This is a genomic window from Fibrobacter sp. UWR2, from assembly GCF_002210285.1.
Lineage (GTDB): Bacteria > Fibrobacterota > Fibrobacteria > Fibrobacterales > Fibrobacteraceae > Fibrobacter.
Genome location: NZ_MWQE01000004.1, coordinates 90,917 through 114,791, shown reverse-complemented (window position 1 = coordinate 114,791; position 23,875 = coordinate 90,917). Strand labels below are relative to the sequence as shown.

General features: G+C 55.4%; 22 protein-coding genes. 4 read left to right on the top strand and 18 right to left on the bottom strand.

Annotated features, from left to right (window positions below; translation table 11 throughout):
* Nucleotides 1-4: 4 nt before the first annotated feature.
* Genes B7994_RS07845 through B7994_RS07830 form a run of 4 tightly spaced genes read right to left on the bottom strand, consistent with a single transcriptional unit; the run spans nucleotide 5 to nucleotide 3,588 of the window.
* Nucleotides 5-586 (bottom strand): acyltransferase, encoded by a 582-nt coding sequence (locus tag B7994_RS07845; RefSeq protein ID WP_088637919.1) that lies wholly within the window; start codon nucleotides 584-586, stop codon nucleotides 5-7.
* Nucleotides 570-1,742, bottom strand: a complete 1,173-nt coding sequence (locus B7994_RS07840; protein ID WP_088637918.1) for a DegT/DnrJ/EryC1/StrS aminotransferase family protein — start codon at nucleotides 1,740-1,742, stop codon at nucleotides 570-572. Before B7994_RS07840 ends, B7994_RS07845 begins: the two co-directional genes overlap by 17 nt.
* Nucleotides 1,735-2,694: a GNAT family N-acetyltransferase gene (locus tag B7994_RS07835; protein WP_088637917.1), complete on the bottom strand. Its 960-nt coding sequence runs from the start codon at nucleotides 2,692-2,694 to the stop codon at nucleotides 1,735-1,737. Before B7994_RS07835 ends, B7994_RS07840 begins: the two co-directional genes overlap by 8 nt.
* A complete protein-coding gene (locus B7994_RS07830; RefSeq protein WP_088637916.1) occupies nucleotides 2,695-3,588 on the bottom strand; it encodes a WxcM-like domain-containing protein in 894 nt (297 codons plus the stop codon). It abuts the gene before it with no gap.
* Between the two features lie 131 nt (nucleotides 3,589-3,719).
* On the opposite strand from B7994_RS07830, the gene B7994_RS07825 reads away from it, so the two are divergent.
* Nucleotides 3,720-5,516 carry a homoserine O-acetyltransferase gene (locus B7994_RS07825; protein WP_233143116.1) on the top strand — a complete coding sequence of 599 codons (1,797 nt, stop codon included), beginning with the start codon at nucleotides 3,720-3,722 and terminating at the stop codon, nucleotides 5,514-5,516.
* Here B7994_RS07825 and B7994_RS07820 read toward each other — a convergent pair.
* From B7994_RS07820 to B7994_RS07760, 13 genes are all read right to left on the bottom strand, one after another.
* Complete coding sequence (locus B7994_RS07820; protein ID WP_233143115.1) at nucleotides 5,513-7,387, bottom strand: family 43 glycosylhydrolase; 1,875 nt, start codon at nucleotides 7,385-7,387, stop codon at nucleotides 5,513-5,515. The two genes, B7994_RS07825 and B7994_RS07820, sit on opposite strands and share 4 nt — an antisense overlap.
* 70 nt (nucleotides 7,388-7,457) lie before the next feature.
* The gene (locus tag B7994_RS07815; RefSeq protein ID WP_088637914.1) at nucleotides 7,458-9,026 is read right to left on the bottom strand and encodes a family 43 glycosylhydrolase; all 1,569 of its coding nucleotides are present in this window, start codon (nucleotides 9,024-9,026) and stop codon (nucleotides 7,458-7,460) included.
* Entirely contained in the window at nucleotides 9,026-11,026 is a 2,001-nt protein-coding gene (locus B7994_RS07810) for a family 43 glycosylhydrolase (protein ID WP_233143114.1), read from the bottom strand. Before B7994_RS07810 ends, B7994_RS07815 begins: the two co-directional genes overlap by 1 nt.
* A 179-nt stretch (nucleotides 11,027-11,205) precedes the next feature.
* Nucleotides 11,206-12,099: a mechanosensitive ion channel family protein gene (locus B7994_RS07805; protein ID WP_158213111.1), complete on the bottom strand. Its 894-nt coding sequence runs from the start codon at nucleotides 12,097-12,099 to the stop codon at nucleotides 11,206-11,208.
* 193 nt (nucleotides 12,100-12,292) lie between these two features.
* The gene (gene mdh / locus B7994_RS07800) at nucleotides 12,293-13,234 is read right to left on the bottom strand and encodes a malate dehydrogenase (protein WP_088637911.1); all 942 of its coding nucleotides are present in this window, start codon (nucleotides 13,232-13,234) and stop codon (nucleotides 12,293-12,295) included.
* A 68-nt stretch (nucleotides 13,235-13,302) separates the two neighbouring features.
* Nucleotides 13,303-13,794: a 3-hydroxyacyl-ACP dehydratase FabZ gene (fabZ, locus tag B7994_RS07795; RefSeq protein ID WP_088637910.1), complete on the bottom strand. Its 492-nt coding sequence runs from the start codon at nucleotides 13,792-13,794 to the stop codon at nucleotides 13,303-13,305.
* Entirely contained in the window at nucleotides 13,763-14,608 is an 846-nt protein-coding gene (locus B7994_RS07790; RefSeq protein ID WP_088637909.1) for a UDP-3-O-acyl-N-acetylglucosamine deacetylase, read from the bottom strand. The genes fabZ and B7994_RS07790 overlap by 32 nt, the downstream gene beginning before the upstream one ends.
* A gap of 1 nt (nucleotide 14,609) precedes the next feature.
* Entirely contained in the window at nucleotides 14,610-15,662 is a 1,053-nt protein-coding gene (locus tag B7994_RS07785) for a UDP-3-O-(3-hydroxymyristoyl)glucosamine N-acyltransferase (RefSeq protein ID WP_233143112.1), read from the bottom strand.
* Complete coding sequence (locus tag B7994_RS07780; RefSeq protein ID WP_088637908.1) at nucleotides 15,663-16,628, bottom strand: diacylglycerol kinase family protein; 966 nt, start codon at nucleotides 16,626-16,628, stop codon at nucleotides 15,663-15,665.
* Between the two features lie 3 nt (nucleotides 16,629-16,631).
* Nucleotides 16,632-17,144, bottom strand: a complete 513-nt coding sequence (locus tag B7994_RS07775; RefSeq protein WP_088637907.1) for a gamma carbonic anhydrase family protein — start codon at nucleotides 17,142-17,144, stop codon at nucleotides 16,632-16,634.
* Between the two features lie 42 nt (nucleotides 17,145-17,186).
* Nucleotides 17,187-17,747 carry a hypothetical protein gene (locus B7994_RS07770; protein ID WP_088637906.1) on the bottom strand — a complete coding sequence of 187 codons (561 nt, stop codon included), beginning with the start codon at nucleotides 17,745-17,747 and terminating at the stop codon, nucleotides 17,187-17,189.
* Nucleotides 17,748-17,753: 6 nt separating this feature from the next.
* Nucleotides 17,754-18,200 (bottom strand): SufE family protein, encoded by a 447-nt coding sequence (locus B7994_RS07765; protein ID WP_088637905.1) that lies wholly within the window; start codon nucleotides 18,198-18,200, stop codon nucleotides 17,754-17,756.
* A gap of 6 nt (nucleotides 18,201-18,206) precedes the next feature.
* Nucleotides 18,207-19,409 (bottom strand): NAD(P)/FAD-dependent oxidoreductase, encoded by a 1,203-nt coding sequence (locus tag B7994_RS07760; RefSeq protein ID WP_088637904.1) that lies wholly within the window; start codon nucleotides 19,407-19,409, stop codon nucleotides 18,207-18,209.
* A 128-nt stretch (nucleotides 19,410-19,537) separates the two neighbouring features.
* Here B7994_RS07760 and B7994_RS07755 point away from each other — a divergent pair, with 128 nt between their 5' ends.
* Complete coding sequence (locus B7994_RS07755) at nucleotides 19,538-20,962, top strand: pentapeptide repeat-containing protein (protein WP_088637903.1); 1,425 nt, start codon at nucleotides 19,538-19,540, stop codon at nucleotides 20,960-20,962.
* 66 nt (nucleotides 20,963-21,028) lie between these two features.
* Here the strand turns inward: B7994_RS07755 and radA are convergent, their stop codons facing one another.
* Nucleotides 21,029-22,420 carry a DNA repair protein RadA gene (gene radA / locus B7994_RS07750; protein WP_088637902.1) on the bottom strand — a complete coding sequence of 464 codons (1,392 nt, stop codon included), beginning with the start codon at nucleotides 22,418-22,420 and terminating at the stop codon, nucleotides 21,029-21,031.
* 175 nt (nucleotides 22,421-22,595) lie between these two features.
* Here radA and B7994_RS07745 point away from each other — a divergent pair, with 175 nt between their 5' ends.
* Nucleotides 22,596-23,039, top strand: a complete 444-nt coding sequence (locus B7994_RS07745; RefSeq protein WP_088637901.1) for a hypothetical protein — start codon at nucleotides 22,596-22,598, stop codon at nucleotides 23,037-23,039.
* Between the two features lie 9 nt (nucleotides 23,040-23,048).
* Nucleotides 23,049-23,753 carry a hypothetical protein gene (locus tag B7994_RS07740; protein ID WP_088637900.1) on the top strand — a complete coding sequence of 235 codons (705 nt, stop codon included), beginning with the start codon at nucleotides 23,049-23,051 and terminating at the stop codon, nucleotides 23,751-23,753.
* Nucleotides 23,754-23,875: the final 122 nt, after the last annotated feature.

Here is a 23,875-nt window from a genome sequence, read left to right as displayed (position 1 = left end):
CCGCCTATTTCCCGCCGTTTATTTCACGAATGACACGTGCGGGCACTCCGCCGATGACAACATTCGCCGGAAACTCGCCGGCAACGACGGCACCCGCGGCGACAACAGAATTCTTGCCGATTTTCGAACCCTTGAGGATGGTCACGCGGTCGCCAATCCAGACGTTATCTTCAATAACGACCTTCCCCGTCTTCGGAGTTCCTGTAAGCCTGCGCTCCGGATCCACCTCATGGAAATCGGTGTCGTAGACATTCACAGATGTCCCAACAAGGACGTTGTCACCGATTTCTATGCCCGGGCCTTCGCAAATGGCCGTAAAGTGGTTGCAAATCTGGCAGTTCTTGCCGATGGATATTTTGGAACCAGCAGTGCGCGGGTTCAAGAAAACATACGATGTCCAGAAATCCGCATCTTCAACATAGCCGAACGAGGTTCCCTCGCCCACCACGATACTGCCCTTGCCTTCGCAGAGCATGGGAGCAACAGCGCAGAACTGGCCTTCGGGCTTTGCCGTCGAGATGCTCCTGAAAAAGAGGACGCTCGACTTGCGCGTCAACTTGCGGATGATTCTAGCAAACAAACTCATTCAACGCTCCAATAATTTCGCTAACTTCATCGTCGGTAAGCACCTGCGAGACAGGGATACTGATGACGGTTTCGGCCATCGATTCTGCAATCGGGAACTTCGGATTCTCCGGCAGCAGCGCACAATCCCCTTCGGGGCTGGCCGCGTAGGCCTGTTGCCTGTGCGGAGGAATCGGGTAAAAGATGAGCGTCCCGACACCGCGGGCTTCAAGATACTTTTGCAACGCATCGCGGGTCTTGCCGTCGGGTGTGCGCAGGGTAAACACGTGCCACACGTGCTCCTTCGGGTCTGCAGGTATTTCGGGCAGGCGCAACAGCGGGTTACATACCTCGCGTACGTAGCGGGCAGCAATTTCACGGCGGCGTTCGTTCCAGGCATCGAGATGCGGGAGCTTTGCCAGCAGGAACGCGGCCTGAATCTCATCCAGGCGGGAATTGACACCGCGGTAACGGTTCACGTACTTCTTTTCGGAGCCGTAGTTACCAAGCATGCGCACTACGCGGGCAAGTTCTTCATCGTCGGTGACGACCATGCCGGCATCGCCCAGAGCGCCCAAGTTTTTTGTCGGGTAGAAACTGTAGGCGACCGCGGCACTTTTAATTGCCGCACTTTTCGCGCCGGCATTAGACTGCGCGCTGGAATTAAACCGTGCGCCGTGGGACTGCGCGGCATCTTCGAACACGAGAAGCCCGCGGGCCTCGGCAAATTTCCAGATTGCAGGCATATCGGCAAGGCGCCCGTACAGGTTCACTGCAAGTATCCCGCGCGTTTTCGGCGAGCAGGCAGCCTCGAGCTTCGTCGGGTCGATATTGAAAGTCTTTTCGTCGGGCTCCACCAGCACGGGAACGAGGCCCGCGGCATTGACCGCAAGGACCGTCGCTATGTAAGTGTTCGCCGGCACAAGGATTTCATCGCCAGGAGCCAAGCGCCCGAGTTCGATGGAAGCGCGTAACATGAGGGTGAGCGCATCGAGACCGTTCCCGACGCCCACGCCGTGGGCGTACCCAGAGTAGGCGGCAAATTCCTTCTCGAAGCGTTCGACATACGACCCGCGGATGTACCAGCCGGACTCTACGACAGCAGAGGCGGCACTTTTCAGGGAATCCATATAGGGCGCGTTTACCTGCTTCAAATCGAGAAAAGCAATCTTACCCATTGGCAATCCCTTCCGCGCCATCGCGCGCACCATCAAATTCGAATGCATATTTCAAGTCGGCGAAGCAGCCCACGCTTTCCTTGAACGTACAGAGTCCCTCGCTCGCAATCCCGTCCGATGCCGCCGGCCCGAGATCGAGGTAGTCAAAGCCCTGTTCCTGGTAATACCGGAACATTTCACGTGCAATCACATTCAAGGGGCGCTTGTCCAAAGCAGACTGGTCCGCCCCCCAGTAAATCATCTGCGCAATCTTTTCGCTGACCCTATAGATGATTGTCGACGCAACAGGCGTTCCATCCACGCGCAACAGGCAAAAATCAATGGGAACGATTTCGGCTGTTTTCTGCAAGTCCTCGAACTTCATCCACAGCGTATAGCCCTTCGCCTTGTAATGTTCCTGGATAAAGCCGTAGACGCAACGCTGCTGTTCTACGGAAGTTTCCCGCGTAAACGCACACTCGCTATGGGCAAACTGCTTGTAATTCCGTGCACCCATGTAATGGAGGCGCTTTTCGTACGGAGTCGAGTCCGTAAAATCAAACGCGTAATTCAAGTTGGCATACGATTGTTTGAATCCGTTCTGGAGCAGCGCCGACACGACCTTGGAATAAAACATCCGGTCATAAAAAATCGGCGGAAGCGTAACTTTCAGAGACTTCTTCTGCGAGAGCAACAAATCCTTCAATTCGCGCACGGCAGAATTCAGGCACGCAATCGTCTGTATCTGGGGGCAGACAAAACCGCAAAACGGCGCCGAATAGGGAGAACGCCACTCGCTACCCTTCTCGCCCATGGCAAGGCCAACGCGCAGTCCATTGTCTTCGTAAGCGAAGAAGCGCACCGCATCGACCTTTTCCGCATTCAACATATTGAAATCCGCCTTCATGTAACAGGCAGCAGGATTTGCAAAATGGCGAGCGTACTCGTCCGCTGTAATTTCAAGCCACGCCATCTAAGCCTTCTTGAACTCCAGATACTTGTCGTAACTACGCCAGTAGTCACTCTCATCAAACTCGTGCGATGTCAACACCAGGCAGATGGAGCCCGAAGAAAAATTCAGTTCTTCGGCCCAGACTCCAGGCGGTACATGCAGGCCGTAGTACGGACGGTCCAGCCTGTAAATCTTTTCGTTCTTGCCGTCGGAAACCTTCACATCAAAGGCTCCGCTTGCCGCCACGAGCATCTGGTGGCATTCCTTGTGGGCGTGCCCACCGCGGTTCTCGCCGCCGGGAATATCGTACAGGTAAAAGATGCGCTTCACGTCGAAGGGAATATCCTTCGAGTTTTCAAGCGAGGTCAGGCTGCCCGAACGTTCGCTGTGCCGCGGAAGCGTCAAAAGTTTGCAATCGTCTATAGTCGCGGCCTTCACTGCAGCGATGTCCGGCTTCTGCGCGCAATTCGCCTCTGCTGTGTTTTCCTGCAGGGCCGGTTTCCACGTGGGCTTCAGCCGGCAAAACTCGTCACGCTCCCAGATGTAGTCGTCTTCGTCATAGGGCGTCGAAGAAATCACAAGCGCCAAGGAGTTCGTCGAAAAGTTGTCGAGCGTGCGGTAGTGCATGGGCGGCAGATAGAGCCCGTAATAGGAGCGGGAAAGCGAATACCGCTTTTCTTCCTTGCCATCGTGAATAACGGCATCAAAGCTCCCGGAAAGGGCGACTATCACTTCGTGCTGATTTTTGAAGGCGTGGCTCCCGCGGAGTTCGCCGCCGGGAACGTCGTAAATCCAGTAACAGCGCCGGAACCGGAAAGGCACCTGCTTCTGCGATTCCACGACACTCAAGTTCCCGCGTTCGTCCAAGAACTTGGGAAACTGAACTATTTGCGCTTTTTCTTCAAAAATCGGCATATTATAGGTGTAATATACAATTTTTCGACACCTAGAACACCGCCCACAAGCGACTTCTAGCTTTAACGCATAGGTAACTATAACCGGAATCTATAAGCAGCCATCCATTAGTTTTTACTATATTTATGCATATGAGTGAATATTCGCATAAATCCAGTATCGGCCCCGTTGAGCCGAAGGACTTCGTCAAGGACTATGGCGAGGCCGGTTTTGTGCTGGAAAACGGTAAGACGCTCCCCGCGCTTACCATCCGTTACGAGACTTACGGCAAGCTGAACGCGGCTGCCGACAATGCGGTGTGGGTCTGCTCGCCGCTCACCGCCGACGCGCATGCCGCCGGCTGGTACACCGAAAGCGACAAGAAGCCCGGCTGGTGGGACGAACTCATCGGCCCCGGCAAGGCAATTGACACGGACCGCTTCTTCGTAGTCTGCAGCAACATCCTGGGTGGCTGCAAGGGTACCACAGGCCCTGCAACCATCAACCCGCGCACGGGCAAGCCCTACGGGAGCACCTTCCCCACCATCACCATCGGCGACATGGTGCACGCCCAAAAAGAACTCGCCGACGGCCTTGGCATCAAGGAATTCTACTGCGTCCTGGGCGGCTCCATGGGTGGCTTCCAGGCCATGAAGTGGGCCATCTACTACCCCAAACAAGTGAAGCGCATCGTGATTATCGCGAGCTCGCCGCGTTTCTCGAGCCAGGCGCTCGGATTCGAAGTCGTTGCACGCGACGTCATTACGCAAGACCCGAATTTTAACAACGGCGACTTCTACGGTGAAGGCGTCGCGAAGCCCGATGTAGGCCTAGCGAACGCCCGCAAACTCGCGCACATCACCTACCTCAGTGCCATCGGCATGGAACAGAAGTTCAAGCGCGCACAGGCGCAAGAAAACAAGAGCCACGCCGTCACGTACTCTACACCGTTCGACCTGAACCTGCCTATCGAAAGTTACCTGCGCTACCAGGGCAAAAAGTTCGTTGACCGCTTTGACGCGAACAGCTACCTGCATATCGCGCACGCGACCGACGCATTCGATTTGGAAACGGAATACGGCAGCATCGAGAATGCCTTCAAGGATATCGGTGCCGAAGTGTTGAACGTGAACCTCTCCACCGACTGGCTGTTCCCGCCGCACGAAAGCCGCCGCATCACGAGCGCGCTCTTGAACGTGGGCAAGACGGTCACGAGCCTCGAACTCGACACGCAATTCGGGCACGACGGGTTCCTCATCGAAGTGGGCGAACTCGGCAAGGCCGTGGGGCGTTTCCTCGATTCCAAGATTATCCCGCAGCAGGGCACGCAGGCAGTACCCGTGTTCCACGAGGAGAGCGACTTCAAGTTGCTCGGCAAACTCGTGAAAGAAGGCAGCCACGTGCTCGACCTCGGTTGCGGTAGTGGCGACCTGCTCGACTACCTCTCCAAAAAGAAGAATGCGACAGGATTCGGCATCGAGAAGAACATCACCGGCATTCTGGACTGCATCGAGAAGGACGTGCAGGTCATCCAGCGCGACCTCGACGACAAGGGAATCTCGGACCTGAAGGACGGAAGTTTCGACTACGCGATTATCAACCGCACCATCCAGGAAATCCGCGACCCCGTGGCGCTCCTGAACGAACTGTTGCGCGTTGCGAAAAAAGCAATCGTCACGTTCCCGAATTTCGGGCACTGGACCACCCGCGGAAGCCTCATGCTCCACGGTCGCATGCCCAAGTCCAAGGAACTGCCGTACGAATGGTACGACACGCCGAACATCCGCCTTTTGACGGTGAAGGACTTCTACACGCTCTGCAAAAAGGAAGGGTTCAAGATAGAGAACATCAACTTCCAGAGCGAGCACACGCTGAGCAAGTTCCTCACCGCCATCGGAATCCCGAACTTCGGCGCGGAACACGTCATCGCGACAATCAGCAAAAACTAGAACAGCACCCTATAGCGGGTAAGTTTTTCATACCGCCGGCCCTTGAGGTCGCGGTATTTTTTGTTTTGGGTAGGCAACCGCAAATCATTGCGCGGAACAATGCGACGGATTGCAATCGTCGTATCTTTCACGCCTTCGTCGAACTTGATATTGCCTAAAAGAGTTTCGCCGCCGAGGCCTTCCGCTGTCAGGTAGAAGTCCTGCACGCCCTTGAGTTCCGGCAGGTTGGTGCAGCGCACGTCAATCCACTTGGTGGCATCGCCCGCCGAAGGCAGTTCGCATTTCGATATCACGTCGCCCTTCTTGCTTTCCTTGCGCAGCGAGAGAGTACCGCCGGCACCGTTCTTCACCTGCACAAGCACGCCCGGGCCCACGATGGAATCCGTAATCACGTTCTCGAAAATTGCATAGCCGCCGTCCTTGATGGCGAGTTCATCTTCGTCTGTCAAACGCACGCGGATACCATTATCAAAACCATTCGCGGGAATCGTATCGCGGATGATGCGCAAGAAGTCGAGACGGTCTAGTTCCGCATAATGCTTGCCCTTCGTAATCTCGATGAAGTTCGAACCGCGCTTAAATTTTGCAGGGATGTACACCACCGACTTCTCGGGGAATTCACTCCACGCGCCCGTCAGCGGCAGCGCCACTTCCTGGTTCTTGCCGTTAATGCTCACGAAGTGCGAACTTCCGTTCGCGCCGTCTTCTGTCCAGTTGTTGTCGTAGCGGTAACGGATCAGGTAGTCGCCCGCCTGCGGAATAATCATCGGCAGGCGAATCTTGCTGTCTTCGTAGTTGATGTAGGCGCAAAATTCCCCGTTCGATGCATCGGAGCTGCTCGAAATATCCACGTGCGTCAAGGCGCCATGTTCCGCCTCTGCGCTCAGGTAACGCCCGAGGAACGGTTGCCCCAGTTCCGGCCAACCGTCGTCGGTATAGACGATGTCGCGAACTTGTATGTAAGAGTTACCGCCGTCGTTCTTGTCGTAGTAATGGTTCACAAAGCGCTGGCGGTTCACGTCCTGGAACGCCTCGCCGCCCGCAGGCCCGTAGTAGCGCCCGTAACGGCTCAACAGAATCGTGCCGCCGCCATTCAGGAGAGCCTTGCCGCTGCGGTCCACATACCCGCCGTCAATGCGGTTGGAGCGCCCCACCGTCGTCTTGTAGGAATTGTTCTCGAGGTCGGCACCCTTCTTGCAGCAGTTGTCCCACGCCGTGAACAGGTAGTAGTAGCCGTCGTGCTCGATGAGGCTTGCGCCCTCGATTCCCGCACCGCCGCGGTTCGCGATGTTGATCATCTTCGCACCGTCTTTCACCTTGCCTGTTTCTTCGTTAAGTTCCAGAATGTGGATGCCCGTGCCCCACGAACCGAACGCCATCCAGACCTTGCCATCCAGGTCCTTCAGCACCGCCGCGTCAATCGCGTTGTAGGCGTCGCTCTTGACCGTGTGAATCACTTCGCCCTGGTCCGTCCAGCCGTAACCGGGCTTGGTCGGGTCGATTTCCCTGCTCGACATGAATCCCATGCCCGATGAACGGATGCCCATCTCGGAACCGCAATAGTACATGCGGTATTCCCCGCCGATGTAATGAATGTCCGGCGCCCAGATGTCGATCATGTTCGGGGCGTAGTCGTAAAGCCACTTCGAAAATTCCGGCATAGCAGGCTCGCCGTTCTTCCAGTTCAGCGCGTCCTCGGAAAACTGCATGAGCATGTGGTTGTCCGTCGTGGCAAGCGCATAGCCGTCCTCGTAACGGATAATGTCCGGGTCATGCCCCGCCCAGCGGGTTTCCTTCGCATACCAATCGGCCGCAAAAGCCTGCCCCGCCAGCAGTGCAGAAAGTGCAAAAACAACGTTGTTTCTTTTCATAACGCCTCGCTTTCCACACAGCCAATTTAAATATACTTTCTTTTAGTCCAAAAAGAACTTTACGTCAACCCTAGAACATCACCCGATAGCGGATCTGCTTATCGTAGCGACGGCCCTTGAGGTCGCGGTAGGCCTTGCGGGCAGGCACCATCGTATTGTCGGGGCGGACAGAGCGCGGAGCAATCGCGTCCGTGCCGGAAGAAATAGAGCCCGGCGACATCTCTGAAGAACTAGAAACAATTTCCGAAGAACTCGAGGATTCCACGACAGGTTCCGGCAGCTTCGCGGCCTTGAATTGGAATTTCTGGTTATCCGTCCCGGTGCGGACCCACGTAATCACGGGCATGCCCGCGTCCTTCGAGATGTTCAGTACGTCGCCCACAAAATCGCTGTCATAATCGCCGTAAACGTAGTAGCCCTTGTTCACGGACGCATTCTCGATGCGGATATTGCAAGCCGTCTCGGAAGTCTTGACGGTATCGAGCAAAGCCTTTGGCGGGCAGTAGTAGCGGCCGGTCGCAAAGTTCTTGAGCGTGTAATGGCGCGCGGAATCGCCCTTCGCAATCACCCAGAGTTGCGCATCGGCAGAATCAGCCGCCGGGCGCTGCACCACGATGCCGTTTTCGTCTTCAAGCGCCATATTGCTATGCGAAACCATCAGGCGGTAGCCCCCTTCGGCAAGCGGAGCATTATTTACTTTGTCTACACCCGTCGTGGTGCGCTTAATTTTCTGGATGTTCGCATTCTCGTCGTAATACAGATAGTCAATATTCACGGAACGGCGGTAAGTCCAGCCGCCCGGAGAGTTCGCGCCATGATACATAAAGTACCAGTGCCCGAGATACTTGAAAATAGCCTGGTGGTTCGTCTCGGAATTGTCAAGCTTGTCGTTGATGACACCCTTCTGCGTCCAGGGACCATTCAAGCTCGATGCCATCGAGTAGTTCGTCGTCGAAGGATAACCCGAGGCGTAACTGAAGTAGTAATTGCCGCGGTACTTGTGCATCCAGGGCGCTTCGAAAAAATCCTTGATCTTGATGTCTTCGGGCGTACTCGCGAGCTCAATCATGTTCTCCTTGAGTTTCACACGGCGGCCCGCATTCCACGAGCCCCAATACATCCAGATGTCATCGCCATCGTAGAAAATCGCGGGGTCGATATTCAGCGCCACATCGTTCTGCGTGTTGTCGGTTACCAGTGCATGCCCGAGCGCGTCCGTCCATGGTCCCGACGGATGATTCGCCACCGCAACGCCAATCGCAAAACCCTCGTCCTGCTTGATTGTCGCATGGTGCACAGCCACGTACCAGTAGAACTTGCCGTTACGGTATTCGCAATGCCCCGCAAACGCGCTCGCGTTCGCCCACTTGAAAGTCTTGACGCTCAGCACCGCGCCGTAATCGTGATAGTTCTCCATATCGTCGGTTACCATCACGTGCCAGTCGTTCATCACGAACGCCTTGTTGTTATTGCCCTGCGGCCCCTGCTCGTCGTGCCCCGCGAAAATGAACAGGCTATCGTGATACACGAGCGCCGCCGCATCCGCCGAATAAAAATCCGTCGTGAGCGGATTCGCCGCGAAGGCAAAAGAAGCGGATGCCACCCCTGCAAGCACCAGGTTTCGGACGCAATGTTTCATCAGAACATCACCCTGTAACGGATTTGTTTGTCGAAGCTACGGCCCTTGAGGTCGCGATAGCCCTTACGAGCTGACTGCTGCAAATCCTGACGATTCACGCGCGGACCAATCGAAGTCGTGCCCGAGCTACTGGAGGTAATTGCGGAACCACTAGAGCTGGAAAAACCAATAACACTACATGATGCGCCGCAAACATAAGCATCTTCAAACTGAATCTGATCAATAATCAATTCGTCCGAAAGTCCCGACGCAGTCAGGTACAAATCCTTCACCCCCCCTTTATTTTCAAAGCCCTCGCAGTCAACCAAAAAATTGTCATCACGCGATTCATAGGCCTTCGACAAATCGCAAGAAGCGATTACCGGTCCATTCTTGCTCCCGTCACGTATGTCTATGTTTCCGGTAACCTTATTCATCACCCAAAGGCGCGGGAAAGTATCATCAAGCTTGTCCATCACCACATTCTCGTAAATCGCATAACCGCCATCCTTAATGCCCAATTTGTCTTTCTCGGTGAGGCGCACACGAATGCCGTTGTCAAAGCTGTTTGCTGGAATCGTATCGGTTATTACACGCAAAAAATCAATGCGGTCGAGTTCCGCAAAATTGCCGTTTGGCATCGGTTCGATATCGATGAAGTTGCCGCCACGCTTAAGGGTCGCAGGCACCATCACCACGGACTTTTCAGGGAACGTGCCCCAAGAACCCGTCGGCGGGAGCGCCACCGTCTGGGACTTTCCGTTGATAGTCACCTTGTGGTTCGCAGCCGCATCGCCGCCGTTTGCGTAGCGGTAGCGCAGCAGGTACTCGCCCGCTTGCATAATGTTCATGGGCAAGTGAATCTTGGAACCTTCCGTATTCACGTAAGCCAGGTATTCGCCATTAGAGGCCGTATTGCTGCGGGTAATGGCCAAGTCGCCCGAAACAGCGCGAGTCAACACGCCGTGTTCCACTTCAGCGCTCAGATAACGCCCGAGGAAGGGCTGTCCCATCTCAGCCCAGTTATCCTCGGTGAAGACAACATCACGTATATGAATGTGATTGTACTTGTCTCCGTTCAAGTCGTAGTAGTGGTGCACAAAGCGCACGCGATTCAAGTCCTGGAAGGCCTCGCCGCCGCCCGGGCCCACGTAACGACCATAACGTTCCAACAGAATCGTGCCACCGCCGGTAGCCATATTGTAACCGGCACGGTCCTTGTAGGGGCCCGTCACATTGTCGGCGCGGCCGTAAGCCGTCTTGTACGTGGTCTGCTCGATGTTTGCGCCCTGCTGGCAGCACTTGTCCCATGCGGTGAACAGGAAGTACTGACCGTTATGCTCGATGAGGCTCGGGCCTTCTTCGGCGCCCCCGCTTGCCGTACTCGTACGGCGTGCGATGTTATAGACGGTCTTGTCGTCGTTCGCCTGAAAACCCGAAGTCGCATCAAGCTTGATCAACTGAATGCCAAGCCCGAACGAACCGAACGCCATCCAGTAATCGCCTTCGGTGTCTCGCACCACGTCGGCATCGATGGCATTGTATTTGTCTGTTCCGTCCTTGGTATGGAAAACATGACCGTGGTCCTTCCAGCCGTAGCCCGTTGTTCCCGGCATAATCGAAGTCGTCGCCTGGTAGCCGATGGCCGAGTTACGCTTGCCGAATTCCGACACGCAGTAGTACACGCGGTATTCGCCGTTCATGTAGAAAATATCCGGAGCCCAGATGCCCTCGGTCTTGGGCGCATAGGTGTACGCCCACTGCGGAACACCACTCACGGTAGAGCGATGGTCCTTCCACGTGTAGGCGTCTTCAGACGTCCACAGTTGCAGATTATTGTTCGTGCTCATGAGGGCGTAGCCGTCCTCAAACCGCACCATGCTCGGGTCGTGACCGGGTTGCAAGTTGTCTTTCGCATACCAATCCCCCGCGAAAACAACAGTTGCTCCAAACACAACCCCCAGGCCAACGCACCCGAACATAGTGTGCACGCCGAAGCGTGATCCCATACAGCCAATCATAAAAGTCTCCCTTTTATTGTTCCACCCCCTCTAAATATAAACCAAAACAAATAAAAAGTCAACATTTTTAACTAAACAACACGTTTTTAAGCATTGTTTTACACACTAATTTAATAAAATTGTCCACATTCAGGATAAAAAGAAGCCAAGAAAAGCATTGATACAAAAGGATTTACGCTTTACTTGCCGCTAATACGCTTCCCGTCGACGATAATTTCGTCTTGTACAAGGTCGTCGAAATCAGGAACGCGTTCGCCCGACGTCGCCACTTCCTCGCCCTCCTTCACCAAGTGGACAACTCGCTGCGGGAACGGGATCTCGATCTTATGCTCGTCAAGCACATCCTTAATGATTCTGGAATACTTTCGCTTGAGTTCATAGTACTCGAACGTGCGCACCCATACCCACACCGTGACGTTTATAGAACTATCGGCATAACTGCTTACAAAGAATTTCGGAGGAGGAACCTTCAGGAAACTCGTATCCTGTTCAACCATCCTGCGCAGGGCACAGAACACCACATCAAGCGAGGCGTCGTAAGAAACCCCAATCTCAATATCCAGCCTGCGTATGGGATTGCGGGCATAATTCACGATAGGAGCGCCCCAGAGCGACCTGTTCGGGGCCGACACGGCAATGCCCTCGAAAGTCTCGAGGGTCGTATTGAAAAGCCCGATGGCACAAATCTTGCCCTTGATGGAACCGCATTCGATGTAGTCTCCCGCAACAAACGGACGCAAGAACAGCAGCAACAGACCAGACGCGATGTTAGCAAGCGTATCCTTAAGCGCAAGGCCCACAGCAAGGCTCGCTGCACCGAGCATCGCCAGGAGGCCGTTGGTATTCACCCCCAAAATATTGAGCGCCACCAAAAGCCCAAGCGCATAGGTCGTATACTTGACCAAGTCAGAAACCAAGGGAATCGCGGCGCGGTCAAAGCCATGCCTTTCGGCACGTTTCAAGAACAGTTTGAAAGACTTGTTGAAAAGCCAAATGATAAGAAAGAGCAGAGCAACAAGAAGAAACTGCTCTAGCAGGGAATCTTTGGGGATATATTCTCTAATCCTGTCCACGGCTAAAAATCTAACATTATTTCCAAGTAAAAAAACGCAGGAGAGCGAATACCCCTGTTCCGCTATGATTCCGCTCACAGCCTACAGCGCACCATGTGCGCTATGTTACAAAAAAAAGCCCCCGGCGTTAACCGAGGGACTTTTTAGAAAGATCCCCGCCGGAGTTGATGCGGGGCGGGGATGGCATTCTTTATTACGTATGAGCGTCGACCCATTCGGCGTTCTTCTTGCAAGCCTCGACGGACTTCGCGAAGGCGGCCTTCTCTTCGTCGTTCATAGTGACTTCGATGATCTTCTCGACACCGTTCGCGCCAACCACGACCGGCACGCCGCAGTAGAGGCCCTTCACGCCGTATTCGCCGTTCAGCATGGCAGCGCAGGAGAACACATTCTTCTTGTCGAGGAGGTAGGCTTCGGCCATGTGCACGGCAGAGGTTGCCGGGCTGTAGAAAGCGGAGCCGCGACCGAGGAGGTTCACGATTTCGCCACCAGCGCCAGCAGTGCGCTTGGCGAGTTCGGCAAACTTTTCCTTGCTCATGAGCTGGGAAACCGGGATGCCGCCGACAGTGACACATTCCATGATGGAAACCATCGTGTCGCCGTGGCCGCCCATCACGAGGGCCTTCACGTCTTCGACAGAAACGCCGAGTTCGTCGGCAACGAAGCAAGCGAGGCGGGCAGAGTCAAGCACGCCAGCCATGCCGATGACCTTGTTGGCCGGGAGACCGGACTGCTTCTGCATGTTGTAGACCATGGCGTCGAGCGGGTTCGTAATCACGATGACGAAAGCATCCGGAGCGTTTTCCTTGATGGCTTCGGCAACGGTCTTGATAACGCCGCAGTTCTTGTCCAGAAGGTCGTCACGGCTCATGCCCGGCATACGCGGGAAACCGGCAGTAACGATCACGACATCGGCACCCTTGATAGCAGAGTAGTCGGTAGAACCCTGAAGATCCACGGAGGAGTTGATGACAGAGCGGCCTTCCATGATATCGAGAGCCTTGCCCTTCGGCATGCCCTGAGTCTGCGGAATATCGATAAGGACAACGTCGCCAAGATTCTTCTGGGCGAGCACGAGAGCCATTGTACCACCGATCTGACCAGCACCAACGAGTGCAATCTTCTTTCTTGCCATAATGAGACCTTCCTTTTAAGGTATTGAATTTTTCCGGCGTTAAATATAGTAAAATTTTTTATTCGTTGCTAGACCATCGCCGCCACGAAGTCGGCCTCGCACATGAGTTTTTCGCCAGAAAAGGCCTTGCCGGAATACTTGAAGATACCGTGGCGCACCGAGAGGAGCTTGACCTCGAGGCGGAGGTCCATGCCGGGGAGCACGGGGTTCCTGAAACGGCAGTTCTCGATCCCCATGAAGGCAGGGCGCTTGCCCACCACATCGGCCTCGCGGGCGATCATCGTGAGGAGGGTGGCCGCCTGGGCCATGGATTCCACCTGAAGCACACCCGGCATCACCGGATTGCCGGGAAAATGGCCCTGGAAGAACTTTTCCTCACCGGTCACATGGTAGAGGCCCACCAGGGACGGGAGAACATCCTTGCCGTCGCCCAGTTCGAGGCTCAGGACCTCGTCGACAAAGGCAAACGGGGCCTTCTGCGGGAGCAGGCCATGAACCACATCGGCTTCGTAAACGACACCAGCTTTTTCAGATTTCTTGAGGGTTTCCAGTAGAGACATAAGGCAGGAGTTTCTCCATGATTTTATGGTGAATGGTATGGCCGCCGTTCAGCACCTGAATGCGCAACTTTGGCAAGGCAGGACATGCGAAGGCGATATCGCCCAACAAGTCTAGAATTTTATGGCGGGCAGGTTCCTCGTCCATGCGGTAAACAACCCGCGATTCGGTTCCGAGCAGCATTCCGCAACTCTCGTCAACCCCGCCCAGAAGTCCAGCAGCGCGCGCCGCATCATAATCGTCCTTGAAAATGAACGTCCGAGCCGAAAACACGCTGTAGAGGTCCTCGGCAGAATACACCGAAAGGCTTGCCGCCGAAGAGAACCCGTCAGGCCTGGTAATCTCGTACTCCACCTCGAATGTATCCGAAGGCGAGACCTTCACGTAGCCTCGCGGGAGTTCCCACGAATGCTCCAGGGGGGCGTCGTAGAAGCGGATTGCCTGCGGAACACCGGCGATGCGGCGCAACGCATGGAAGAAGGGCAGCGCGCTCCCATCCATCATGGGGATTTCAGTGGCATGCACATCGAACCGCAGTTCAGGCCACACAAGAAACACGGGAGCCAGATGTTCCGGAGAACAGAGGGAAAGCCTGCGGTCCAGGCCCGGTTTCGAATAAATTGCGGTACGCGCCACATTGTACTCCAATTCGGCGTAACAATGCAAGGCATCCGTAGAATAGAAACGCTCTCCCGCAACGTTCCAGCAGACACGCGGAACCCTGTTCGGGTCCTTCTCGAGAAGGTCCACGCGGACAGTCGACTCCCTGGACGAGAGAGATGGCGAAGAGAACTCGATGGTTTTAACTGCAGACACGCTACTTCTTCCCCATCTGGCGGAGGCGCACCATAGACCGGCGCCAAACTTCAATATCTTCAGCGGGGAACCCGGAGACGACTCGCCCCGCAGGGATACTCTTGGTGACGCCCGCCTTCGCGGCAATCCGGCAACCCTTCCCGAGGGTGAGGTGGCCCGCCACCTGCGCGCCGCCCGCAAGTTCCACGTCGTCTTCGACCGTCACGGAGCCCGCGAGCCCCGACTGCGAGGCCATATAGATATTGTTCCCGAGACGGCAGTTATGCGCCACCTGCACGAAAGAATCGAAGTGACATTTGTCGCCGATAGTCGTCGGCGAAAGGAACCCGGCGGCGACCACCATGTTGGCCCCGAAACTGCATTCACGCCCGATGCGCACACCCGCAAGGTGCGGGACAGGCCGGCGCACGCCTTCGTATTCATAAAAGCCGAACCCGCGGGAACCGATTACCGCGCCCGCCTGAAACACGCAGCCCTCGCCCACGACAACATTCGGGTAAACCGTCACGTTCGCCTCGAGCACACAGTTTGCGCCGAGCGTCGCCCCGCGCATCACCACACAGCCCGGACCCACGACGGCATTTTCGCCCACGCGACCTTCGACAACGGCGCTCGCATGCACGCGGGCGGATTCCGCAACAAACGGAGCATCGCCACAATTTTCCGCAAGCTCACCCGCGAACCTTTCCAGAAAGCGCACCATGGCATGGTACGGATATTCTACAGGAACGACACAGCCCACAGAGGGTGCAAAGTCTGCACCCGGCGACGCCATTTGGGCCAACAGCCCAGCCGGCACAAAAAGCAGTCCGGCGCGCAAACTGCCGAGCAGCGCCGAAGAATACCCGTTCGAGTTCGTTTCACTCTTTACGGAGTCTCCCAGCCAGAAACTTGCATCGGCAGGCCCCGCCAGGTCGACGGAAGCAAAGCCTGTTATCTCGGTACTCGGCGCGACCTTCAATACAACCTGCGACAGGGCGTCCTTCGAGTTGTCACACAGGAAATTTTCGGACTTCAGCCAGTCCAACACGACAGAAAGCGCAACAGGTTTCACTCAATCCCCCAGTTTCAGCATCTGTACCTGGGCTGCGAACTCGATAGTGACCGTATCGCCCAGCTTGCCGCTCAGGTCCTCGCCATCAAGTTGCAGGAACTCACCCTGCGGTACGGTGAGCGAAAGCGAATGAACCTTCACCGACTTGAGGAAATGCTTCTTGAAAAGAAACCCCACAAGTGGCAGGTTTCCAATGGCAATGGCAAGCAGAAACAGCGGCATCGAAGGCACGTCGACTACCTCCAGGAACCCATCAGCCATGTCGGACTTGTAGAACGGATTCGCACCGCTCGCAAAACTCGGGATGTTCCCCACGATTACCGTACGATGCCCAGTCAGGTCGCTCGTATGCGTCTTACCGAACTTGTCCACGTAGCACAGCGTACAGGCTCCCAGCCGGTAGTTCCTGTCGGCAAAGAACCGGCGCACATAATGCAGCTTGTTCGCAATCACCGAATTCGAGGAAATCACTCCGGTAGCGCGGTCCTGGTTAAAATCATGTGCAATGCGGGCATCGATGCCGCCCGAAAAGTAGTTTGCGAGAGCATACGTGCCGTTCACCTTCCAGATATCGAAAGGTTCGGCGGAGGCTCGCAATAGCCGACGCACCAGGAAAAGCAAGCCCTGGTCGGCAAAAGGCTTGTAGAGGTTCAACACGCGGGCAAGGTCGTTTCCGGTACCAAGCGGGATAAGCCCGATTTTCACCTTGTTCGAAAAACCTGACGCAAGCATCGTCGAGAGTACGGCAGAAACGGTTCCGTCACCGCCTACCGCAATAAGAGTCTCCGTACTCGACAAGGCTTCAAGAATCTGCTCCCTCATGCCCTCGTAGCGGGTGAATTCCACCTTCCATTCGTCGGCGGAAAAATCCATGGATTCCATAATCTCGGGCAGGAATTCCTTGATAATCTTCCCCTGTCCGCCCCCGCTAATCGGATTAATCAAGAAGTAGAACTTGTACGCCATGCGCTATGCCTCTAGGAGTTTATCCTTGATTTCGACATAGCGATCCACGCCTCCGCGCACGCCCTCGATTTCTTCGGTCGTGAGTTCGCGCACCACATGCGCAGGCGCACCGAGCACCAGCGAATTCTCCGGGAATTCCTTCCCCTGCGTAACGATAGCGCCGGCCCCCACGATACAATTCTTCTTTATGTGCGCGCCATCCATCACGATAGCGCCCATACCGACCATCACGTTGTCGTCGATAGTGCAGGCATGGAGCACGGCGTTATGCCCGACAGTCACCTCGTCCCCGATAACAGTCGGCACTCCGGTCGACACGTGGACCGTGACATTGTCCTGGATGTTCGTACGCTTCCCGATACGGATTGGCGCAAGGTCTCCTCGCAAGACAGCATTGTAGAAGACGGAGGAGTCATCCCCCACTTCCACGTCGCCAACAAGAACAGCCCCGTCAGCCACAAAGGCGCGGCTTCCCAGGCGAGGCGTCATTCCATCGAGTGCAATCAATTTAGACATGCACTTAATTTACAATTATTTTTTGCAAGAAAGGAATATTTTTTACTTAGCCGGGCTTTCCGGCTGAGTTTCGGGCTTGCTTTCGGCCACGGGCAACGCTACGATTTTATTCCATTCCGCAGCATCGGACGGGCGGAGCAACATCGCACCGGCATAATCCTTCAAAGCCTTCACAGCCTTCGCCGTATCGCCATCTTCCAGAGAAATCTTGGCATCTTCAAGGATATCCTTCTGGGCGTTGCGCATGTCGGCAATCTGACCCTGACGGTTCTGGCGGAGCACTTCCATGGAATCGCTCACAAACCCAAGGTCCCAGGTGCTGTCGTAGCAGGCTTCGACCTCGGGGTACTTCGCCGGGTCTTCTGCCGCGGCCGCATAGAGGGCATCGCACCTCGCAAACGTCTCGGCGCTATTCTTCTTGGCATACTGGTAGTACTGGTAGCCACCCACAATCAGGGCGACAATCACCAGGAGGAACACGCCGTCCTGCCAACCCATGATAGGTCCGGTCGGCATTTTCGGGCGACCGTTGACAGTCTCACCCGCTTCGAGTTTTTCTTCGGCCTCATCAAAGGGGCTCTTTCCATTCAAGAAGCTAACCATATTTCCCTACCTTTTTGAAATCGCGTCGTAGACGCGGGCATATAGATAAATCTGTTTCACGAGACTTGCGAACCCGTTCGAGCGCGTCGGAGAAAGTCCGACATTCAGGCCGATATCCTGGAAAAACACCGGGTCGAGCGAGAGGATTTCGCTGGGCGGCAAGTCGTTGTAGACCTTCAGGGCAAGCGCACCGAGACCGCGACTGATAAGCGGGTTCGTGGTTCCGCCTTCCACGTCCATCTCGAAATGCAGAACGCCATCGGCAAACTTGGGCACAAGATACATCGTCGACGCACAGCCCTGGATAATGAACTTTGCATCCTTGAGGCCAGCATCCATGCCCTTATGCGCACGAGCGAGGTCGAGCAAATACTTCCACTTGTCATCGGGATCGGCAAACGACGCAAACATCGCGCGAACTTCTTCTGTCCTTTCTGTAATCAAGCCTGCCATAATTCCCTACTTTAAGAACGAACGCATTTTCCAGATGAGCGACGGGCTCGCGCAGAGCACCGTAAAGAATATGCGGAACAAGGTCTGCTTTTCGCGCGGCAGCTTAGAGAGGCTCTTTGCCGCACGGTCGAACTGGGAATCCTTGATGGCATTGAACCCAGGTTTTGCGCGGGCAATCTGCAGGTGCGTCCTGCCAAGCGCTTCCATCCAGCGGTCAAGAACCGATGCCTCGATTTTCTCACGCACTTCGGGAGCAGATGCCGCAAGCCATTCCACGGTGGATTCCGCGACAATCTTTCCACACAGCATCGATTCCACGATGCCCGAACGACTGATGGGGTTTACGCAGCTGGCGGCATCGCCGGCCTTGAAAAGGCCGCAGCGGGCCATGGGCCGCTCCGATTGCCCACAGGCAATCATGCCGCCATAGATGGCCTTGACATTCGCCTTCGGGTAGCGTTCCGCAATAAAGGACTTCAGTTTTTCACGCAGCGAAACACCCAACTTTACATTCTTGCCGAGCACAAAACCGATGTTCACCTCCACGCCGTCACGCGGGAAAATCCAACCGTAACCGTCTGGGAACTCGCTTCCGAAAAAGAGTTCAATGTGTTCGGGACTGTGCTCGATACCTTCTGCAACCGCAAAAATAGCGGGCTCGAGATCGGTATCGCCGGCCTCAATACCCTCGAGGCATTCTATGCCATGGGTAAGGCGCGCACCCGGGCCAGTCGCATCGACAACCGCCTTCGCCTTTACAGTTTCCGTAACGGATTCGGGGCCCTTCACGCAAACGTTCCATGTGCCGTCATCATTGCGTGCAAGTGACTTCACGAGCGCGTCGAAATGGCATTCCACACCCGCTTCGGCACAGCCGTCCGCAAGCGCGTGGTGGAATCCGGAACGGTCCAGGATAAGCCCGCAGTCCTTGCTGTAGAATTCCGCCCTGTGGCGATCGGGCGAGGTAAAGTATATTCCGGAGATGCGACCACGCACCCAGGACCGGTCGATAGGCCACAACTTGGCAAGCCGGTTCGCCGAGACCGCCTCGGCGCAGAAAATCGGTTCCTTCCAGGGAGCCTTCTTATCGAGCAGCAGAACCCGTCCGGCCCCCTGCGTCCGCTTGGCATACGTACAGGCGGCCATAAGGCCTGCAGGGCCAGCCCCGCAGACGACCAAATCGTACGTTTCAAACTTAAAAAAGGACATTGTAAGCGCAAAATTAGTTTTTTACGCAAAAAATAATGGAGTTTTTTCAAATAAGTGATTGTTTTTCCATTTTTTTAGTTATTTTAAGGCTATACGTTATTGGTTTTCCATAAAAGGAACAGTTTACTATGAATATGAAGATGATTTCGAAGTTCGGTGTTTTCCTTATCGGAGCGCTGACAATTGGCGGTTTTGCCCAAGACTATTCGGGTCAGGATCTCAACACGTCCTTCCGCGACAAGCGTATCGACGGATTTGACTTCTCGAACGCCAAGGCCAAGAAGGGAGTTACCGACTTCCAGCGCAGCGCTGGTGAAAAGCCGAATTTCCAGGAAGCAAAGCTCGAGGGAGTGTCCTTCCAGAACGCCGTGATTAGCGAAGCCAACTTCAAGAATGCAGACCTGAAGAAAGTCATCATCAGCGGCGCCGACATCCGTAATTCCTCTTTCAAGGGCGCAGACATGGAAGAAGGCAACCTCTACCGTGCAACGCTCCTTGGCAGCCAGTTCCCCAACGTGAACTTCAAGAACGCCCGTCTTGACGCCATGAAGGTTTCCGATGAAACCGACTTCAGCAAGACCGACTTTACCCAGGCCTCCGTCATGGACGTGGACCTTACCCGCGCCGACCTCTCCAAGGCCAACCTCACGAACGCGAACTTCTCCCGTTCCCTGATGGGCGAAGTCAACCTCAAGAAGGCAACCATCGTGAAGACCGACTTCACGGCATGTAACCTCATCGCCGCAAACTTCAAGGGTGTCGACCTCATCAACGTGAACTTCTCCAAGGCGGGTCTTTCACAGGCGAACTTCAGCGGCGCCGAGTTCCAGAACGTGAACCTCCAGGAAGCCGACCTTTCCCTGACCGAGTTCGACGATGTCGACCTCTCCAAGACCCAGCTCCAGAAGGCCAAGTTCGCACAGTCCACCCTGAGCAGCATGAAGTTCCAGGGCCAGGACCTCTCCGGCGTGGTATTCGACAAGGGCCTCGTCAAGAAGTCCAACTTCGACAAGGCCAAGCTTTCCAAGGCTTCCTTCTTCGATACCGAAGTGAGCAAGTGTGAATTCCGCGGCACCGACCTTACCAAGGCCGTGTTCGACGGCGCCTACGTCAAGAAGAACATCTTCGACGGCGCAGACATGGACAAGGCCAACCTCGCGAACTCCACCATCGAAAAGACCGACTTCATCGGTGCCCAGCTCAACGGTGCAAGCTTCGCCGGTGCCAAGCTCGTCGACGTGCGCTTCACCAACGCAAAGATGAAGAACGTGAAGATCGACGCCGACACCAAGATGCAGAACGTCGACTTCTCCGGTGCCGACCTGAGCGACGCCAAGATCGAGAAGTGCACAGTCAAGAAGGTTGTCTACGACAGCCGTACCAAGTTCCCTGCCGGCTTCGACCCGCGTCAGTACGGCTTCACCAAGCCGGGCGAAAAGGCCGCCGAAGTGGTCGTCCAGGGGAACAACAGGAAGTCCTCTGTGGCTGACGACGCCATGCCGAAGAAGAAAAAGAAAAAGAAGAAAAAACACGTCGATGAAGACGACGAGTAATCGGAACCATTAACAGACTTTAAAGCCCCGCATTATTGCGGGGCTTCTTCTTTGCTTTTTGCAAGGTTACTTCTTGTCCATAAGCCAGGAAATCGCCTCGGAGAGGCTATGCACGCGCACGACCTTCATGCCCTCGAGGGCTTCGGGGAGTTTGCCATTCGCCGGCACGACAGCCTCCACCATGCCGAGGCGGCGCGCCTCCTTCAGCCGCTGGTCCAGAAGCGCGACACTGCGAACCTCGCCCGAAAGCCCGAGCTCACCCACGGCAATGGTCTGCCGCGAAAGCGGGATTCCGAGATGGTTGCTCGCAATCGCGAGAGCAAGCGCCAGGTCCGAGGAGGCGTCGGTCACCTTCATCCCGCCGGCGATACTCGCGAACACGTCGGAAGCACCTATCGACACCCCGCCGAACTTTTCGAGCAGGGCGAGAATGATGGTGAGCCTTTTCGGGTCGATGCCCGCGGCCACTCGCTGGGGAACGGCGAAACCCGTCTGGTTCACGAGCGCCTGCGTCTCGAAGAGGAGCGCCCGCGAGCCCTCGAGCGTACAGCATACGACACTTCCCGGTGTAGGCGGAGTATTCTCCTGCAAGAAAACGCGGCTCGGGTTCGCCACCGACTCAAGCCCGTGGCTCGTCATCTCGAACACGCCAATCTCGTCGGTAGCACCGAAGCGGTTCTTGATGGTGCGCAGCAGGCGGTACTGGTGGTTGCGGTCGCCCTCGAAGTAGACGACTGTATCGACCATGTGCTCGAGGATTCGCGGGCCTGCAATCTGGCCATCCTTCGTCACGTGCCCGATAAGGATGGTGATACACCCCGTATTTTTCGCGAACACCATGAGGTCGAGCGTACATTCGCGGAGCTGGGAGGCGCTCCCCGGCGTGCCCGAGAGGTCGCCCTTGTAAACCGTCTGTATGGAATCGATGACCATGACCTGCGGCTTGACCTCTTTCGCATGCTCGATAATCTTCTCGAGACTCGTTTCACAAAGGAGCAGCATGTCGGAACCCGAGACGTTCAGGCGTTCACTCCTAAGTTTCACCTGGCAGGCGCTCTCTTCCCCGCTCACGTAAAGGCTCTTCACGCCGGCGGCTGTCATCGTGGCGAGCGTCGTGAGCACCAGGGTTGACTTGCCGATACCAGGGTCGCCACCGATGAGCACCAGGGAACCTGGTGCAAGCCCGCCACCGAGGACGCGGTCAAATTCCGCATTGGCGGTGCTCAGCCGCCGCGTGTCTTCCGTGGCCACATCGCGCAAAGGCACCACCTGGTGGACTGGACCTCCAAGCCCGCGCCCGCCTCGCGCCGCGCCCGTATTGACAGGCTCTACCGCATGTTCCTTGAGGGTGTTCCATGCCCCGCAGAACGGGCACTTCCCGACCCACTTGGGCGTCGTGTTGCCGCAATCCGTGCAGAGATACTTGATTTCTTTCTTAGACTTGTTTACTGCTACCATGTGCACTAATATAGATATTCCCGGCGACAAAATATGTCATCCGGACAAATAATGCACAAAAAAGCAGCACCCTTTGTTGTGAAGCACACATCACTTCTGGCAGGTGCAAACATATGACCACTTCGCATCCGCACCCAATTATGTTATATTTTGGTTACATTATTGGAGATACCACATGAAAAAGATTCTGCTTCTTGCGATTTCTGCCGTTTTCGTGGCAGGCTGCGCCCACTCTACAGGCAACGTGAACAGGGCCGTCGTCTCGGGCTACTCCGACAAGATGGCCAACGAGGCTCGCGTTGTCGGAAACCTCAAGGTCGAGATCGTGCGGACCATTACCCACTCGACCAACCAGCCCTGCTCTACGCTGGATTTCGTCAAGTACGTTGTCGAAAAGGACAAGAACATCCACGACGTGCTGAACATCCGTTCCGAAGAAACATACAAGTACGAATACACCTCGGACAATAGCACCCAGCAGCAGAGAGTCGTGCTAGGCTGCGACTACGTGGGTCTCGGCGTCCGCTACGTTCCTATCGAGAACGGAGCCAGCACTCCGACCGAAACAGCGCAGGATCCGGCTTTCTCAGCTGCCCAGCCCGAATCCTCCATCGAATAAGGCGGTTCCATGCGATTTCGCCTGATTCTAGCGCTTATCGCCCTGTCCGTCGCGCCGCTCCTGGCCGGCGGCGAGGTCGGCTATTACGCAAGCGGCTACGGGAACAAGGGATACACACGCAACCCTAGCCCAGTCAAGAAGGATTCTGCATCGACAACATACACGTCCGAAACTGCCGAGCAGTCTACCGCGGCGGGCTCCGCCCTCAAGAAATGGGGCATCACGCTCGCACTTTCGTTACCTATCTCGATGGACGGCGACTTCTACCAGTACAGTTCCTCAGATGACAACATCGAGTTCGACATCATCGTGAAGCGCTTCATCGAGACCGGAAACCGCTACCTGACCATTCCCATAGAACTCGAAGCCAGTTTCTTCTGGATTGGCGGCGAGTACGAATACCGTTCCTATTCGAGCTATTATGGATACGATTATCGCGACCGCGAATACTATGAGTCGTTTTTCGAACTGAGCAACAACATCCTCGCAAGGTTCGCCCCCCTCTCGTTTTTCTATGTGGAAGGAGGCATCGAGTGGGGAATCAACTTCTCGCCCAAGGGCTGCTTTACGCTCGGAATTCCCATGGGCTTCGGCTTCAGGATCGCAGACACCATCGAAATCGGCGAAAGGGTCACCATCGGCCTGACAGACCGCAATGCTACAGTAGGCAGCGTGACCAGGTTCCAAGTATTGTCCCTATCGGTCGTTTTCTAGACAAACAAGCATAACTTTAATACCCCAAAGGCTTCCTTCCAGCAGGACGGAAGCCCTTTTCTTTTGAAAGAAATAAAAAAGCATTTTCTTAAACCCGTCCTCCCCTGTTATTTTGTATTTTT

Excerpts from the sequence above, each read along its gene's own strand:
- B7994_RS07845 (WP_088637919.1), bottom strand. The coding sequence starts at position 586 with ATGAGTTTGTTTGCTAGAATCATCCGCAAGTTGACGCGCAAGTCGAGC.
- B7994_RS07840 (WP_088637918.1), bottom strand. The coding sequence starts at position 1,742 with ATGGGTAAGATTGCTTTTCTCGATTTGAAGCAGGTAAACGCGCCCTAT.
- B7994_RS07835 (WP_088637917.1), bottom strand. The coding sequence starts at position 2,694 with ATGGCGTGGCTTGAAATTACAGCGGACGAGTACGCTCGCCATTTTGCA.
- B7994_RS07830 (WP_088637916.1), bottom strand. The coding sequence starts at position 3,588 with ATGCCGATTTTTGAAGAAAAAGCGCAAATAGTTCAGTTTCCCAAGTTC.
- B7994_RS07825 (WP_233143116.1), top strand. The coding sequence starts at position 3,720 with ATGAGTGAATATTCGCATAAATCCAGTATCGGCCCCGTTGAGCCGAAG.
- B7994_RS07820 (WP_233143115.1), bottom strand. The coding sequence starts at position 7,387 with ATGAAAAGAAACAACGTTGTTTTTGCACTTTCTGCACTGCTGGCGGGG.
- B7994_RS07815 (WP_088637914.1), bottom strand. The coding sequence starts at position 9,026 with ATGAAACATTGCGTCCGAAACCTGGTGCTTGCAGGGGTGGCATCCGCT.
- B7994_RS07810 (WP_233143114.1), bottom strand. The coding sequence starts at position 11,026 with ATGATTGGCTGTATGGGATCACGCTTCGGCGTGCACACTATGTTCGGG.
- mdh (WP_088637911.1), bottom strand. The coding sequence starts at position 13,234 with ATGGCAAGAAAGAAGATTGCACTCGTTGGTGCTGGTCAGATCGGTGGT.
- fabZ (WP_088637910.1), bottom strand. The coding sequence starts at position 13,794 with ATGTCTCTACTGGAAACCCTCAAGAAATCTGAAAAAGCTGGTGTCGTT.
- B7994_RS07780 (WP_088637908.1), bottom strand. The coding sequence starts at position 16,628 with ATGGCGTACAAGTTCTACTTCTTGATTAATCCGATTAGCGGGGGCGGA.
- B7994_RS07775 (WP_088637907.1), bottom strand. The coding sequence starts at position 17,144 with ATGTCTAAATTGATTGCACTCGATGGAATGACGCCTCGCCTGGGAAGC.
- B7994_RS07770 (WP_088637906.1), bottom strand. The coding sequence starts at position 17,747 with ATGGTTAGCTTCTTGAATGGAAAGAGCCCCTTTGATGAGGCCGAAGAA.
- B7994_RS07765 (WP_088637905.1), bottom strand. The coding sequence starts at position 18,200 with ATGGCAGGCTTGATTACAGAAAGGACAGAAGAAGTTCGCGCGATGTTT.
- B7994_RS07760 (WP_088637904.1), bottom strand. The coding sequence starts at position 19,409 with ATGTCCTTTTTTAAGTTTGAAACGTACGATTTGGTCGTCTGCGGGGCT.
- B7994_RS07755 (WP_088637903.1), top strand. The coding sequence starts at position 19,538 with ATGAATATGAAGATGATTTCGAAGTTCGGTGTTTTCCTTATCGGAGCG.
- radA (WP_088637902.1), bottom strand. The coding sequence starts at position 22,420 with ATGGTAGCAGTAAACAAGTCTAAGAAAGAAATCAAGTATCTCTGCACG.
- B7994_RS07745 (WP_088637901.1), top strand. The coding sequence starts at position 22,596 with ATGAAAAAGATTCTGCTTCTTGCGATTTCTGCCGTTTTCGTGGCAGGC.
- B7994_RS07740 (WP_088637900.1), top strand. The coding sequence starts at position 23,049 with ATGCGATTTCGCCTGATTCTAGCGCTTATCGCCCTGTCCGTCGCGCCG.